General features: G+C 62.7%; 16 protein-coding genes and 1 tRNA gene. 7 read left to right on the forward strand and 10 right to left on the reverse strand.

Features of this window, described 5'->3' with window-relative positions; all coding sequences use genetic code 11:
• Together fabB and fabA are read right to left on the reverse strand one after the other, a co-directional pair.
• Complete coding sequence (gene fabB, locus L981_RS03805; protein ID WP_043611855.1) at window positions 1-1224, reverse strand: beta-ketoacyl-ACP synthase I; 1224 nt, start codon at window positions 1222-1224, stop codon at window positions 1-3.
• A 47-nt stretch (window positions 1225-1271) separates the two neighbouring features.
• Window positions 1272-1787 carry a 3-hydroxyacyl-[acyl-carrier-protein] dehydratase FabA gene (gene fabA / locus L981_RS03810; protein WP_043611857.1) on the reverse strand — a complete coding sequence of 172 codons (516 nt, stop codon included), beginning with the start codon at window positions 1785-1787 and terminating at the stop codon, window positions 1272-1274.
• A gap of 321 nt (window positions 1788-2108) precedes the next feature.
• Between fabA and irrA the strand changes: the two genes are divergently transcribed.
• Window positions 2109-2531 carry an iron response transcriptional regulator IrrA gene (gene irrA / locus L981_RS03815; protein ID WP_043611882.1) on the forward strand — a complete coding sequence of 141 codons (423 nt, stop codon included), beginning with the start codon at window positions 2109-2111 and terminating at the stop codon, window positions 2529-2531.
• A 45-nt stretch (window positions 2532-2576) separates the two neighbouring features.
• Here irrA and L981_RS03820 read toward each other — a convergent pair whose 3' ends face one another.
• From L981_RS03820 to L981_RS03830, 3 genes are all read right to left on the reverse strand, one after another.
• Complete coding sequence (locus tag L981_RS03820; protein ID WP_043611860.1) at window positions 2577-3002, reverse strand: plastocyanin/azurin family copper-binding protein; 426 nt, start codon at window positions 3000-3002, stop codon at window positions 2577-2579.
• Between the two features lie 102 nt (window positions 3003-3104).
• Window positions 3105-3740 carry a trimeric intracellular cation channel family protein gene (locus L981_RS03825; RefSeq protein ID WP_029742382.1) on the reverse strand — a complete coding sequence of 212 codons (636 nt, stop codon included), beginning with the start codon at window positions 3738-3740 and terminating at the stop codon, window positions 3105-3107.
• Between the two features lie 107 nt (window positions 3741-3847).
• Window positions 3848-4633: a YdcF family protein gene (locus L981_RS03830; RefSeq protein WP_043611862.1), complete on the reverse strand. Its 786-nt coding sequence runs from the start codon at window positions 4631-4633 to the stop codon at window positions 3848-3850.
• 59 nt (window positions 4634-4692) lie between these two features.
• On the opposite strand from L981_RS03830, the gene L981_RS03835 reads away from it, so the two are divergent.
• The gene (locus L981_RS03835) at window positions 4693-5133 is read left to right on the forward strand and encodes a hypothetical protein (protein ID WP_156133953.1); all 441 of its coding nucleotides are present in this window, start codon (window positions 4693-4695) and stop codon (window positions 5131-5133) included.
• Window positions 5134-5164: 31 nt separating this feature from the next.
• Here the strand turns inward: L981_RS03835 and L981_RS03840 are convergent.
• Window positions 5165-5240 (reverse strand) — tRNA-Ala (locus tag L981_RS03840).
• 200 nt (window positions 5241-5440) lie between these two features.
• Window positions 5441-5833 (reverse strand): TIGR02300 family protein, encoded by a 393-nt coding sequence (locus tag L981_RS03845; protein ID WP_043611865.1) that lies wholly within the window; start codon window positions 5831-5833, stop codon window positions 5441-5443.
• 298 nt (window positions 5834-6131) lie between these two features.
• On the opposite strand from L981_RS03845, the gene aroA reads away from it, so the two are divergent.
• The 4 genes from aroA (at window position 6132) to rpsA (ending at window position 10816) form a co-directional block, all read left to right on the forward strand.
• The gene (aroA, locus tag L981_RS03850) at window positions 6132-7478 is read left to right on the forward strand and encodes a 3-phosphoshikimate 1-carboxyvinyltransferase (protein WP_043611868.1); all 1347 of its coding nucleotides are present in this window, start codon (window positions 6132-6134) and stop codon (window positions 7476-7478) included.
• 17 nt (window positions 7479-7495) lie between these two features.
• On the forward strand, window positions 7496-8308 hold the full coding sequence (locus L981_RS03855) for a hypothetical protein (protein WP_043611884.1): 813 nt from the start codon (window positions 7496-7498) through the stop codon (window positions 8306-8308).
• Window positions 8305-8943: a (d)CMP kinase gene (gene cmk, locus L981_RS03860; RefSeq protein ID WP_043611870.1), complete on the forward strand. Its 639-nt coding sequence runs from the start codon at window positions 8305-8307 to the stop codon at window positions 8941-8943. The genes L981_RS03855 and cmk overlap by 4 nt, the downstream gene beginning before the upstream one ends.
• Window positions 8944-9091: 148 nt before the next feature.
• Window positions 9092-10816 (forward strand): 30S ribosomal protein S1, encoded by a 1725-nt coding sequence (gene rpsA / locus L981_RS03865; RefSeq protein ID WP_082005877.1) that lies wholly within the window; start codon window positions 9092-9094, stop codon window positions 10814-10816.
• Between the two features lie 151 nt (window positions 10817-10967).
• Here the strand turns inward: rpsA and L981_RS03870 are convergent, their stop codons facing one another.
• Window positions 10968-12560, reverse strand: coding sequence for a hypothetical protein (locus L981_RS03870; protein ID WP_043611872.1), 1593 nt, complete (start codon window positions 12558-12560; stop codon window positions 10968-10970).
• A gap of 342 nt (window positions 12561-12902) precedes the next feature.
• Here L981_RS03870 and L981_RS03875 point away from each other — a divergent pair, with 342 nt between their 5' ends.
• A complete protein-coding gene (locus L981_RS03875) occupies window positions 12903-13244 on the forward strand; it encodes a DUF6665 family protein (RefSeq protein WP_043611874.1) in 342 nt (113 codons plus the stop codon).
• Here the strand turns inward: L981_RS03875 and L981_RS03880 are convergent.
• Both L981_RS03880 and L981_RS03885 read right to left on the reverse strand, forming a co-directional pair.
• The gene (locus L981_RS03880) at window positions 13233-13991 is read right to left on the reverse strand and encodes a hypothetical protein (protein ID WP_043611875.1); all 759 of its coding nucleotides are present in this window, start codon (window positions 13989-13991) and stop codon (window positions 13233-13235) included. The genes L981_RS03875 and L981_RS03880 overlap by 12 nt on opposite strands.
• Window positions 13992-14219: 228 nt before the next feature.
• Window positions 14220-14423, reverse strand: a 204-nt coding sequence (locus L981_RS03885) for a BA14K family protein (protein WP_043611876.1), incomplete at its 5' end; no start/stop codon positions are given.

Raw genomic sequence — 14423 nt, forward strand, 5'->3', positions numbered from 1 at the left:
TTATCCGTTGTAGCGCTGGAAGACGAGCGTTGCGTTGGTGCCACCGAAGCCGAAGGAGTTCGAAAGAACCGTATCGATCTTGGCATTGTCGATGCGCTTGCGAACGATCGGAACGCCATCGAATTCCGGGTCGAGTTCGCTGATATGCGCGCTTTCACCGATGAAGCCGGCCTGCATCATCAGCAGGCCGTAGATCGATTCCTGTACGCCGGCCGCACCGAGCGAGTGGCCCGTGAGCGACTTGGTCGACTGGATGTGCGGAATCTTGCTGCCGAACACTTCGCGGATCGCGCCGATTTCCTTGCTGTCGCCAACCGGTGTCGAGGTGCCGTGGGTGTTGATGTAGTCGACATCGCCCTTCACGGTCGAGAGCGCCTGACGCATGCAGCGGATCGCGCCTTCGCCCGACGGAGCCACCATGTCGTAGCCGTCGGAGGTCGCGCCGTAGCCGACGATTTCGGCGTAGATCTTCGCGCCGCGGGCCTTGGCGTGCTCCAGCTCTTCGAGAACGAGAACGCCTGCGCCGCCGGCAATGACGAAGCCGTCGCGGTTGGCGTCATAGGCGCGTGAAGCCGTCGACGGCGTTTCGTTGTACTTCGACGACATGGCGCCCATGGCGTCGAACAGGTTCGACATGGTCCAGTCGAGGTCTTCGTGACCCCCGGCAAACATCACGTCCTGCTTGCCCCACTGGATCATCTCGGCAGCATTGCCGATGCAATGGGCCGAGGTCGAGCAGGCCGACGAGATCGAATAGTTGACGCCGTGGATCTGGAACCAGGTGGCAAGCGTCGCCGATGCGGTGGACGACATCGCCTTCGGAACGGCGAACGGGCCGATACGCTTCGGGCTGACGTTCTTGCGGGTGATGTCGGCCGCTTCGACGATCGTGCGGGTGGACGGTCCGCCCGAGCCCATGATGATGCCGGTGCGCTCGTTGCGGGCGATGACGGCTTCTTCCAGACCGGAGTCGGCGATTGCCTGCTTCATCGCCACGTGGTTCCAGGCGCCGCCCTGCGACAGGAATCGCATGGCACGGCGATCGACGAGTTCGGTAGGATCGAGCGACGGCGCGCCCCAGACCTGGCACTTGAAGCCGTTCTCGGCGAAATCGGGAGAAAACGTGATGCCCGACTTGGCATCGCGCAACGACGCCGTGACTTCGTCTGCATTGTTCCCGATCGAGGAAACGATGCCGAGGCCCGTGACAACAACCCGTCTCATGGTACTGACCTTTTCTTTATTTCGTTGGCTGCGGAAAGGCCTGGATCTTACTCGGCCTTATCCTTCGACAGGCCGACGCGGAGGTCGGTCGCCTGATAGATAGTCTCGCCATCGGCTTTCAGCCAGCCGTCGGCTGTGCCGAGCACGAGCCGTCCGCGCATGACGCGCTTGAAGTCGATGCCGTACTCGAGAAGCTTGGTGTGGGGACGCACCATGCCCTTGAACTTCACTTCGCCGGTGGAAAGCGCCATGCCGCGGCCGGGCTCGCCGAGCCAACCGAGGTAGAAGCCGGTCAGCTGCCACATGCCGTCAAGGCCGAGGCAGCCAGGCATGATCGGATTGCCCTGGAAGTGGCAGGGGAAGTACCAGTCGTCCGGCCGCACGTCGTACTCCGCGCGCAAGTAACCCTTGTCGAAGGCCCCGCCGGTTTCCGAGATATCGGTGATACGGTGGACCATCAGCATCGGCGGCAGCGGCAGCTGGGCATTGCCGGGGCCAAACAATTCTCCACGGCCGCAGGCCAGGATTTCCTCATAGTTGAAGCTGGATTGTCTGGTCGTCATGAATAGATGTTTCCCCGCGTAACAAATTGTGTTGTCCGACCTGCTTTAGAGCAAGTTTGGCTTGAAATGAAGCGTGGCGACCCGGATCTTGCGGTTTTCCGTCCGGTCTCCATCGCTCCAGATGACGATTTCACTCCGCCGTCGCTTACAGGATCAATGTGGGCGCGACCAGAGTTAATTGCCAGCATTCCCCGAGTTTGACCGGTTTTTCGGGCTTTGCAACGCCTGTCAGGGCTGGAATCTATTGAAAGGCGAGGACGTAAAAGTTATATCGCGGAGGAAGTATTGTGAATTTCGCCGGGATACATGGAACGACCCTTGATGACGAAAGCAACAGAAGTGAGTTCGGAAGAAAGGCTTCGCCACTCAGGCCTGCGTCCGACCCGTCAACGCGTTGCCCTCGCCGATCTGATCTTTGCCAAGGGTGATCGCCACCTGACCGTCGAAGAATTGCACGAAGAGGCCGTCATGGCCGGCGTGCCGGTGTCGCTGGCGACGGTCTACAACACGCTGCACCAGTTTACCGAGGCCGGCATGATCCGCGTGCTGGCGGTGGAAAGCGCCAAGACCTATTTCGACACCAACGTGTCGGACCATCACCACTTCTTCGTCGAGGGCCAGAACGAGGTTCTCGATATTCCGGTCAGCAACATCCACATCGACAATCTGCCGGAGCCGCCCGAGGGCATGGAAATCGCCCATGTCGACGTGGTCATCCGTCTGCGCCGCAAGAACGGCCGCTGATACGGCGGCCACCTTCACGGTGGCCGCGATGGCGATCGATCGCCGCTATTCCGTCACCGTCAGATTGGCGCGCATGCCAGCCTCGTAGTGCCCTTTGATATTGCAAAGGAGCACATAGCTGCCCGGCGCGAGCTTGGCTTTCAGCTGGCCGTCGGCTCCAGGCTTCAGTTCGGAAACCTCGCCGAGGCTCTTGAGCTGCTTTTCGTCGACGCGATGCTTGGCCGCGATGAGATTGATCTTCTGGTCGGCTGATTTCAGCTTCACCAACACCATCTCGTGCTCTTCGGTCATGGCGTCGTTGTGCACCAGGAAGACCGTCTCTCCGGCCTTTATCGTCGACTGGTCGAGTGTCAGTGTCATCGGGCCGCCCGCTTCACCACCTTCGACGACCTTGACGGTCGTGGCGGCAAATGCCGGCGAGGCCATGCAAAGAAGGGCGAGTGCGGCAAACTTGTTGCTGAAGAAACGCATGCGGTATCCCTTTCGCTGAAGCCGCCCGGGTGGCGGCCGACACCGCATCAACTACGATACCGGGGCTGTCCGCCGCCTGTCATAGGCGCACGTGCGAAAGGCTCACATCACGTCGTCCGGATCGCGGCCCGGCAGCGCCTTGCCGGTCGGCAGCGTCCATCCGAACTTGAGCGCACCGGCACGCACGGCAAAGGCCGAGGCCACGCCGAGCGTTGAGGCGGCCACAAGCGGCAGTCCCACCATCGTCGCCAACACGTAGGCGCTGGCACCAATCAGCGCTGCCGTCACGTAGACTTCCGGCCGCAGCAGCACCGAGGGTTCTCCGGCCAGCAGGTCGCGAAGCACGCCGCCGAACGTCGCCGTCAGCATGCCGGTAACGAGCGCGACGCTCGGCGACCCCGTCGCTGCATAGCCTTTCGCCGCACCCATCACGCAATAGGCCGACAGCCCGATCGCATCGAGCCAGACGAGCACCCGGTAGCGAGAATCGAAGAGATGGGCGGTGAAGAACAGGAGAACGGCGACGGTGGCGCAGACCAGCAGATAGGTCGGGTTGGTGACCCAGAAGACGGGCGTTGCGCCGAGCACGACGTCACGCATCGTGCCGCCGCCAATGCCGGTGACCGAGGCCAGGAACAGATAGCCGATGATATCGAGTTGCTTGCGCGAGGCCGACAGCGCCCCGGTTGCGGCAAACACGGCCACACCGGCATAGTCGAGGATTTCGAGGATCGGCATGGGCGCTCCGTTTCAGCCCGATTGGCTCCCGCAGATCATTAGCGCACCGCCAGGATGAAGTCAGGGGGCGAACTGCCATTTGCAGCAGTGGGGCATGTCATGACTTCCTATCGCGGCAGCACGGCCTGGGTGCGGCCGAGCAGGTAATAGGCAACAAGCCCGGTCCATTCCTTGGCGGCCGTCGTCGTCAGCTGCGCGTTCAGCGAAGGCTGGGTGAAATCGAAGCCAAGGCGCACCTTGCCGCTGGTGCGGTAGTCGGTCGGCCAGGGCAGGACATCGATGTCGTTGGCGCGGAAGAGCCCGACGGAGCGCGGCATATGATAGGCCGAGGTGACGAGCGCGCACTGTGAAAGTCCGTTTGCCGCCAGCAGGTCCTTGGTGTAGCGCGCGTTCTCGAAGGTGGTGCGCGAATCTTCCTCGCGGATCACCCGATCCGCGGCGATCCCGAAGATGTCGAAGAACGCCTTCGAGGCCAGCGCATCGCCCTCGTAGGCGCCGCTGATCGAGCCGTCGCCGCCGGAGACGAGGATCCGCGCTTCGGGATAACGCTTGGCAAGGCTCGCGGTCTCGATGAAGCGGTCTGCCGCCTGGTTGAGTTCCGTGCCGCCACGGCTCGCCATGACTTCGTTTTCGAAGGCGCCGCCGAGTACGATGATGCAGGAGAGCGCTGTCGGCGGTGTCGGGCGCGCAAATCGATCTTCGAGCGCTTGCAGCGCATAGGGGCCTGTGGTGGTGAACAGGCTGAGGAAAAGCACCAGCGCGCCGAGGCTGCCGAGAACGGCGCCGATCCGGCGCCAGCCGATGGCCGTCGCAAGCAGCCCGGCGATGACGGCAAGCAGCGAGAACGACAGCGGCTGCGCGATGAGCCAGAAGATTTTCGAGATCAGAAACATGGCACCAGCTTCTGCGTTCCGCTGCTTAACAAATCATGAATGCATGGCGGCGCGGGCAGGTGGCGCGCGCGAAACGGCTGTTCGCGTTCGCGCAAGCTAGCGCATGCATCCTGTTCATCCGAACGTTGCGTGGGCGGCTCCGGCCACCACTTTCATTTGAAGCCGAAAGGAGTATCATCCCCGAGATGACCACGATAGCCGGCTTCCGATCGCAGCTGTTTCGTGCCGCCAACGAGGTTCATGACCTCACCCCGCTGCAGGCACAGCGCTTGCTTGAAGGCGCAGTGGCGCTGATCCGCTGCATGCGCGAGCAGACGGGCATGGAGCCGAACACCGAAGCGCCGGACGTAACCAACATCCTTCTGGATATCGCCGGTTCCATCCCCAGCCGGTCCGAACGCGAAATCCGCAACGCCCTGCTTGAGTCGGCTGACATCATCCGGCTCTTGACGATGATCCTGGATTCGCTGGACGAAATGGCAGCGGACGAAGGTCCGTGAGGACCGGCACTGATCAATCGAAGGAAGGATTTGGTGGAGCTAAGCGGGATCGAACCGCTGACCTCTTGCATGCCATGCAAGCGCTCTCCCAGCTGAGCTATAGCCCCATATCGGGTTCCGGCTAGGCCGGTCCGGGAAGCTCGTCGGGCTGTTGTGCTCGGCGAGTGGCGGCTTATTACTTCCCCTTTTTGAGGATGGCAAGCCGAAAAATGCGTGGCCTGTGGATTTATTTTTTGTCCGGGCCATTTTTCTCCCGTCCGGGCCACTTTGGCCGAGGACGGGAGCATTTCTTTGTCATTTGAAGCGCTTAGACGTCTTCTTCGTCGTCCGACACGCCGATGAGGTCGCTCATGTCGTCGTCGTCGTCTTCGTCGTCTGTCTGCAGGAAGGTGTCGTCATCGTCGTCGCCGTCGATTTCGACGTCGTCGTCGCCGAGATCCGGCAGGTCGTCGCCGCCGGCTGCCTCATCATCGGCATCCTCGAGCGAAACGAGTTCGACTTCGGTGTTCTCTGCATCGACTTCCGTTACGTCTTCTTCTTCTTCCTTCTCGAGCACCTTGGCGACCGAGGTTTCTTCGAAGAAGGACAGCGGATAGGACTTGCCGGTGTAGGGCGAAACGATCGGATCACTGTTCAGATCGTAGAATTTGCGCCCCGTTTCCGGGTCGATGCGCTTTGTTCCAAGTTCCGGTTTTGCCACAGTCAAAGCCTCTTGAATGGCCGGCCGAGCCGGCGCTTGCCGGAAAGCCGGCGGGTGGAAAGGGTATCAAGCTTATGATGATTAGCCGGTCCCCATAATCGTCTTGACCGCATCTGTCAAAGACAAATCGCCAAAGCCCCGGCGTTGCCGGCTTTCCGGCCCTTGCCGCCTCCTGTGGCGATCTCCGCGCGACCGCGATTTATGGAACACGCAACAGGGGTTGTGATAGGAGTGCTGCGGAACGGGCGCGGTTGCGCCTTTCGCCAAGAGCGCCCTTTTTCGGGCCAGAGGATGCCGCATGTCTCATGGATCGGGCCCGAGGCCCGCCACCGCCCGAAAATCCGCCGATCTGCGCGGGTCGATCCGCATTCCCGGCGACAAGTCGATCTCGCACCGGGCGCTGATGCTGGGTGGGCTTGCTGGCGGCGAAACGCGCATTACGGGCCTTTTAGAAGGCGCAGACGTGCTGGCCACCGGCCGCGCGATGCAGGCCATGGGGGCCCGCATCCGCAAGGAGGGTAACACCTTTGTCGTCGATGGCGTCGGCAACGGCGCGCTGCTTGCACCAGAGGCGCCGCTCGATTTCGGCAATGCGGGCACGGGCTGCCGTCTGGTGATGGGGCTGGCGGGCGTCTATGACTTCGAAACGACATTCGTTGGCGATGCCTCGCTCAGCCGCCGGCCGATGGCGCGGGTTCTCGACCCCTTGCGCGAAATGGGCGTGCAGGTGAGGGCGGCCGCAGGCGATCGCCTGCCGGTGACCCTTCGCGGACCGAAGACGCCGACGCCGATCGCCTACCGGGTGCCGGTCGCCTCCGCCCAGGCGAAGTCGGCGGTGCTGCTCGCCGGTCTCAACGCGCCCGGCATCACCACCGTCATCGAACCGGTCATGACGCGCGATCATACGGAACGGATGCTGGAGGCATTTGGCGCCGCGCTCTCTGTCGAGACCGACGTCAGCGGCGTTCGTACGATCTGCCTTGAAGGTCGCGGCAAGCTTACCGGCCAGGAGATCGACGTGCCCGGCGATCCTTCGTCGGCGGCTTTCCCACTGGTCGCGGCCCTGATCGTTCCGGGCTCCGACATCACGATCACCAACGTGCTGATGAACCCGACGCGCACGGGCCTGATCTTGACGCTTCAGGAGATGGGCGGGGATATCGAGGTGATCGACAGCAGCCAGGTTGGCGGGGAAGACGTGGCGGATCTGCGCGTACGGCATTCCGAACTGAGCGGCGTCACGGTTCCTGAAGAGCGCGCCGCCTCGATGATCGACGAGTACCCGGCTCTCGCCATCGCCGCCGTCTTTGCCGAGGGTAAGACCGTCATGACCGGCCTCGACGAACTGCGGCCAAAGGAGTCCGATCGTCTCGCCGCCATCACGGCAGGCCTGACGCTCAATGGCGTCGAATGCGAGGAGGGGGCTTCTTCGCTGATGGTGCGCGGCCGTCGCGACGGCAAGGGGCTCGGAAGCGCAGCCGGCGCATCGGTCAAGACCCATCTCGATCACCGCATCGCCATGAGCTTCCTGGTTCTTGGACTTGCAGCCGAACATCCGGTCACCGTCGATGACGTGTCGATGATCGCGACAAGCTTTCCTGGCTTCATGGACCTGATGGCCGGTCTCGGCGCGAGCATCGCGTGAGGTCCACGACGCTGGCAGTGACAATAAGGTGGCTGCTGACGCTTGCGGCCGTGGTGCTTCTGACCCTGCTGACGCAGATCGGCGGCGCCGTCTGGCTCGTCACTAGTGTGCTCTTGCGCCGAAGGAGGGCCGGCGTTGCCGTGTTCCTCGCGCTCTTTCTCGGCCTCTATGCGGCAGGGACCGCGTTCAGCTATGCCGTTGCGCCAATCTTCGGCCGCGTTCCTCTGCCCTGTTTCGACGACGGCACGTCGCGGCTGAAGATGCAGTCACCGCTCTTCTGCGTCCTGAACCGCCAATATGTCGTTCCGGAACTGAAGGACGCGGCGACCGCCCTGTCGCGCCATATGGATCAGGCGTTCCCCGGAACGACCACCTTGGCGCTCGACGCCAACTTTCCGTTCTTCGACGGCTTTCCGCTTTTCCCGCATCTCTCCCATTCGGACGGACGGAAGTTCGATGTCGCATTCTTCTATCAGGACGCCAAGGGCAGCTATAAGGATAGGGCGACCCGCTCGCCGATCGGCTATTTCGCCTTCGAGCAGCCGAGAGCGGAGAGCATTCTCCCGTGCCGGGATCGCGAAGACCTCTTGACCTTGCGCTGGGACTTGGACTTCTTGCAGTCGCTGTGGCAGCCCTTGCCGCTGGAGGAAGGCCGAACCGCAGAGGCGCTCCGCTGGCTCTCGGGCGAGGGGAGCGGTTTCGGCATCGAGAAGATTTTCGTGGAGCCGCATCTGGCGCAGCGACTTGGCGTCGAAGCGGAATCCATTCGGTTTCAGGGTTGCCGGGCCGCCAGGCACGACGACCATATACATATGCAGGTTGGAAAATGACGTTCACCATCGCCATCGACGGACCGGCCGCAGCCGGCAAGGGCACGCTTTCGCGCCGCATCGCCGAGGAATACGGCTTCCATCATCTCGATACGGGGCTGACCTATCGCGCCACCGCCAAGGCACTGCTCGATGCCGGCCTGCCGCTCGACGACGAGGCGGTCGCAGAAAAGGTGGCGCGCGAGGTCGAACTGGCAGGCCTCGATCGCGCGGTGCTTTCCGCCCACGCGATCGGCGAGGCGGCCTCGAAGATTGCCGTCATGCCGGCCGTGCGGCGGGCGCTGGTCGAGGCGCAGCGTGCCTTTTCGCTGCGCGAGCCCGGCACGGTTCTCGACGGCCGCGACATCGGCACGGTCGTCTGCCCGGATGCGCCGGTAAAACTCTATGTCACCGCCTCGCCGGAAGTGCGGGCCAGGCGCCGCTACGACGAGATCATCGGCAATGGCCAGCCGGCCGACTACCAGGCGATTTTCGAGGATGTGAAGAAGCGCGACGAGCGCGACATGGGGCGTGCCGACAGTCCTTTGCGCCCGGCCGAGGATGCGCACTTGCTTGATACGTCCGAAATGAGTATAGAGGCGGCGTTTCAGGCCGCGAAGACTTTGATCGAGGCGGCCCTGATCAAGAAGATCTGAAGAAGAGCCCATCCCAGACACTGTCAGGATCGCCCTTCTTGCATAAGCCTGAAATTCCGTCCACGCGCCGGATTGCTCCTTCAAATGGAGCGGACTGGGTTCAGGCCTGTTCAACACCAGCCCCCGGCGCATGTGCGTCTCGAATGAGATGCATGCAGGAGATTCCATGTCTGCTACCAACCCTACCCGTGACGATTTCGCAGCGCTTCTCGAAGAATCCTTCGCGAAGACCGATCTCGCCGAAGGCTATGTTGCCAAGGGCATCGTTACGGCCATCGAAAAGGACGTCGCCGTTGTCGACGTCGGCCTGAAGGTCGAAGGCCGCATCGCTCTGAAGGAATTCGGCGCGAAGGCGAAGGACGGCTCGCTCAAGGTCGGCGACGAAGTCGAAGTCTACGTTGAGCGCATCGAAAACGCGCTCGGCGAAGCTGTTCTGTCGCGCGAAAAGGCTCGCCGCGAAGAAAGCTGGATGCGCCTGGAAGTGAAGTTTGAAGCCGGCGAACGCGTCGAAGGCATCATCTTCAACCAGGTCAAGGGTGGCTTCACCGTCGATCTCGACGGCGCCGTTGCCTTCCTTCCGCGCTCGCAGGTCGACATCCGTCCGATCCGCGACGTGACCCCGCTGATGCACAACCCGCAGCCCTTCGAAATCCTCAAGATGGACAAGCGCCGCGGCAACATCGTCGTATCGCGTCGTACCGTTCTGGAAGAATCCCGCGCCGAACAGCGTTCTGAAATCGTTCAGAACCTTGAAGAAGGCCAGGTTGTCGAAGGCGTCGTCAAGAACATCACCGATTACGGTGCGTTCGTCGACCTCGGCGGCATCGACGGTCTGCTCCATGTCACCGACATGGCATGGCGTCGCGTGAACCATCCGTCGGAGATCCTGAACATCGGCCAGCAGGTCAAGGTTCAGATCATCCGCATCAACCAGGAAACCCACCGCATCTCGCTCGGCATGAAGCAGCTCGAGTCGGATCCGTGGGATGGTATCGGTGCGAAGTACCCGGTCGGCAAGAAGATCTCCGGTACCGTCACGAACATCACCGACTACGGTGCGTTCGTCGAGCTGGAGCCGGGCATCGAAGGCCTGATCCACATCTCCGAAATGTCCTGGACCAAGAAGAACGTACACCCCGGCAAGATCCTGTCCACGAGCCAGGAAGTCGACGTTGTCGTTCTCGAAGTCGATCCGACCAAGCGTCGTATCTCGCTCGGCCTCAAGCAGACGCTTGAGAACCCGTGGCAGGCATTCGCGCATAGCCATCCGGCTGGCACCGAAGTCGAAGGCGAAGTCAAGAACAAGACCGAATTCGGCCTGTTCATCGGCCTCGACGGCGACGTTGACGGCATGGTTCACCTTTCCGACCTCGACTGGAACCGTCCGGGCGAGCAGGTCATCGAAGAGTTCAACAAGGGCGACGTCGTTCGCGCTGTTGTTCTCGACGTCGACGTCGAGAAGGAACGCATCTCGCTCGGCATCAAGCAGCTCGGCAAGGATGCAGTCGGCGACGCCGCTGCTTCGGGCGAACTGCGCAAGAACGCCGTTGTTTCGGCCGAAATCATCGCGATCAACGATGGTGGCATCGAAGTGAAGCTCGTTAACCACGAAGACATCACCTCGTTCATCCGCCGCGCTGACCTGTCGCGTGATCGTGACGAACAGCGTCCGGAGCGTTTCTCGGTTGGTCAGGTTGTCGACGCTCGCGTCACCAACTTCTCCAAGAAGGACCGCAAGATCCAGCTGTCGATCAAGGCTCTGGAAATCGCTGAAGAGAAGGAAGCCGTTGCTCAGTTCGGTTCGTCCGACTCGGGCGCTTCGCTCGGCGACATCCTCGGCGCAGCTCTGAAGAACCGCCAGAACAACGAGTAATCGTTGCCTGACGTTTGAATTGAAAAACCCGCGGAGAGCGATCTCCGCGGGTTTTTCTTTGTAAGCCCGAAGTGTGAAATCGGCGCGCAGCTTTGGGCGCGTCCAGGCCCGAGCCCAAGTCCAGGCCCGAGCCCAAGTCTGAGCCGGTGTCCTAACCGAGACCGCCGAGCCTGCGGTAAAGATCATAGGCGTCGGGCGTTTCCGGTGCCTCGTCCTCCGGCATGGCTTCGCCGGTCGGCTCTCCGTCTTCCGGATTTCCGTCGCTGCCCTCTTGTGCCGTTTCTTCCTCGCCCGTTGCCTCTTCGCCGGAGCCTCCAGGCATGCCGCGCGAATGGTCTTCGCCTTCCACCTCGCCCGCGTCCGTCGGATAGGGGATCATGGCGAAGGGGATGGCCTCACGCGGCAGGCCGTTTTCCACCAGCCTGGCGATCATCTGTTGCACCGTCTGTTCGTCCGTAGCACGCTGTGGGCGAATGTCTGTGGTTGCGCGCGGCTGGACCGTCTCCTCGGGGCGATCATCCAAGAGCGACGGCAAGCTCGTGTCTGCGGCCGTTACGGTGTGCTGGCGGGCGGCGGCATCGGCGATGCGCGTGCCGGCGTCCTTGGCGGGCGTCTGGGATTGGGTGGCCGGTTCCTCAATCGGTTGCTGCGCCGCCGATCCGGGATCGCCATCGGCCGCGCCGGCAGGCAAGGCCACGCTGTCGCGGATGAGCGTCTTGATCGCCTCGGAAAGCACGCGTGCCGGGCGCGCCTCCGGATCGTTGCGACCGGCCGCAGTGGTCCTGTGGCCGTCTTCCTCGTCGGCATCGGGCAGCGGTCCGTAGGTGCCGTCGGGATCCTCGCCTTCGATCGTTTCGGCGGTCTCCGTCCCGTCGGCGCCGTGCGCGTCGAGCGGCGCTGCGGCACTGTCTTCGGCCGGGGCTTCTATCTCTCCATGCCCGGTTTCGCCGGATTGCAGGGCTTCCTCGGCCTCGGCCATGGGGCCGGCCAGCGATGCCGCTTCCGCAATCTCGCCTTCGCCGGCAAGCAGGGCGGCAGCGCTGCCGATCGGCGTATCGCCCGACGAAGCGCTCTTCGCGCCGTTTGCGCGCGCGTCGCCTCGCTCCGCGGGCTTTTCGCTCCGGCCCTTCGACGACGCTTCGGTTCCGACCGTTTCCAGTTCCTCGCCACGCGGCTCGGTCACATCGTTGCCAACGCCAAAGGTCTTGCGCAGCACCGCCTGTAGAAGGGCGACTTCACCGCCGAGCGGTGTGCGTGCGGCAGCCTGGCTCAAAGGCAGCGCCGGCTGGAGCGAGGGGTTGCGCAGAATGACGTCACGCGCCTGCGCTGGCATGGGTGTCGCAGTGCCGCCCGGCGTATTCGTGCCGTTGCGGATGGCCGGCAGCTCCGCCAGCAGGCCGACGCGGATTGAAAGATTGCGCCCGCCGAGCTGCCGCTCCAAAAGCACCCGATCGGACGTCGGCATGGATTCGAGGAAGGCGACCAGCCGCCGGACGAAATCGCGCCCACCTTCCTGCGGCAGTGGCGGGAATTTGAGGATGCGCGCCAGATCCTCCATCAGTCGCACCAGCGCGTCCTTCGAAAGGATCTCGCGACCGGACAGATGCCGTGTCAACGCATCGAGGATTTTCTGTATGGCTTCGCCACGCTGGCTGGCGGTCAACGGTGCTGCAGGCTGCAGCGTCCTTGCGGTCGTCTCTTCTGTGCTGGCCGCGGTTCGGGCCGCCTGGATGGGTATCAGCATTCTGGTCTCCATCTCGCATGACCTCGGTTTGACCAATCGTCGTCGAGCGACGAAACGCGCTTGGGCGCGGTCCGACTTTTCGGCTTGCGCGCGACTTTCTGTTCATCACTTGCGGGTTGGCGCCTCATGCGCGTCGTGGCGAATGGCCAGACAGCCGCGGCTCGGCCGCGGATAGGAGAATCGGCATGATGGTTTGAGATTAGGAGAAAGAGGTTTATGAATTCTTAACCATGTTTCGACGCCCCGCATGTCGCGGTCCGGCTTGCGGACGGGTCGGCAAGGCCTATCTTTTAAGGGGGCCTGCTCTGCAGGCTCGCACGCTGTCTGTGCCAGGAGTTTCGGATGACAGTCCGTCCCCCAAAAGCCCTAAGCCCGAGCTTCTCGACGGCTGGCGCCTTCAACGTGCTCGAATACGAATTGATGTCCGAGCGCGCCGATGCGCTCGGCCGGCATGGCCTCAAGGTCGAAAAGGCGCTCGCTGCACTTGCGGCATTAAAGGGAGATGCGGCGGCGGACCTGCGCGAGCGGGTGCTCGACGAGGCGGCCGACGCCGTCTGGGCCTTTCTCATTCAGCGGGAGATCTGCGGTCTGTGCGACAGCCGCGATGTGGTGCGCCGCTACGACATACCCAAGGAGGTCATGGCGCGGCTCGGTATCGTGCGCCGAAAGCCGTCAGAGGCCTAGCGCAGCGAGCCTGTAGAGGCCATTGTCGTCGAAGCGAAGCAAGGATGGTGCGCCGGCCGTGCGCTGGTCGGCGACGTCTTCCATCTCGTCCTTGAGCTGGAGCGCCCGCAGCTGCTGCTCCTCTTCGTCGAGCGACAGCTTGTCGGTTCTGCGCGTCGGGTCGCCGCGCAGGCTGTTGAGCTGGGCTTCCTCGGTCGACGCAGGTTCCGTCGCGCTCTTCAGGCGGTCGACGGCATTTGCGGCTTGTGCAGCGCTTTGAGGCCCCTTGTCGCTCGTTTCGCCGAGCGCAACCTTCAGTGCGTCGTTTTCCGGGCCGCCGGGGTTCTTGAGCGCCTCGACCAACTCCGTAAGCGATAGTCCGAGCTTGTCGAGCCCCAGTTCTTCCTCGATTTTCGCTATGGCGGGCGATTCCAGCTGCTTCAGCTGGTTCTCGATTTCCCTTGCAAAGGCCGCATCGGACTTGAACGTTTCGCGCTCGACACCGAAGATCTTTCCGACCTCTCGGATGAGCACGGCGCGGTTGTTGCTGGCGTCGTTGCGGGCATGATCGAAGAAGTAGCCGTTGATCTTCTCGTTGGCCGCCTTTTGAGCGCCATCAGGCTTGACCTGCTCCCTCAGGAGCCTGTCGTCCTTTGTGCCCTTGGCCTTTTCCTCTTCCTCCGTCTGCCGCTTCTCGATGTCCCTGAGGATCGAGCCGACCAGATTGGTCGTCGCGGTGGCGGCAGATTGCTGGGTCGGAAGCAGCATGTTTCATCCTGGCAGCACGATGGATCGTCTCGAAACGGTAGGCCTTCGCGGTTAATGCCGGTTTAACTCGCGCTGCCGAGATGTTGGAGCACGCAAGAGCCGGCAATGGCGCGCAAAGCCTCCACCTCCCGCTGACGCGGGGCCAAAGGGGCGCAGGCGGCACGGCCAGGCCGGGCCTCGATCAGGGCGCTAGAGCGTCTCTTGCGCGTTCACGTGGACGCACCGCCTCTAGCGGTAAGGCGAATAGCAGACCTTGTAGGCGCCACCGTAGCTTAAGAACCGGTTGGTTGCCGGATTGTAGGAACGGTAGCGCGACAGGCACCAGCTGACATGGGCATTGCCGCCACCGACATAGCGATCGCGATAGTAGTAGTTGCCGCCGTAGTAACGGCGGGGATAGTCGCGATAGTAGCCGTAACGGGGATAGTAGCC

The sequence above is a fragment of the Ensifer sp. ZNC0028 genome (genome assembly GCF_000799055.1).
Taxonomy (GTDB): domain Bacteria; phylum Pseudomonadota; class Alphaproteobacteria; order Rhizobiales; family Rhizobiaceae; genus Ensifer.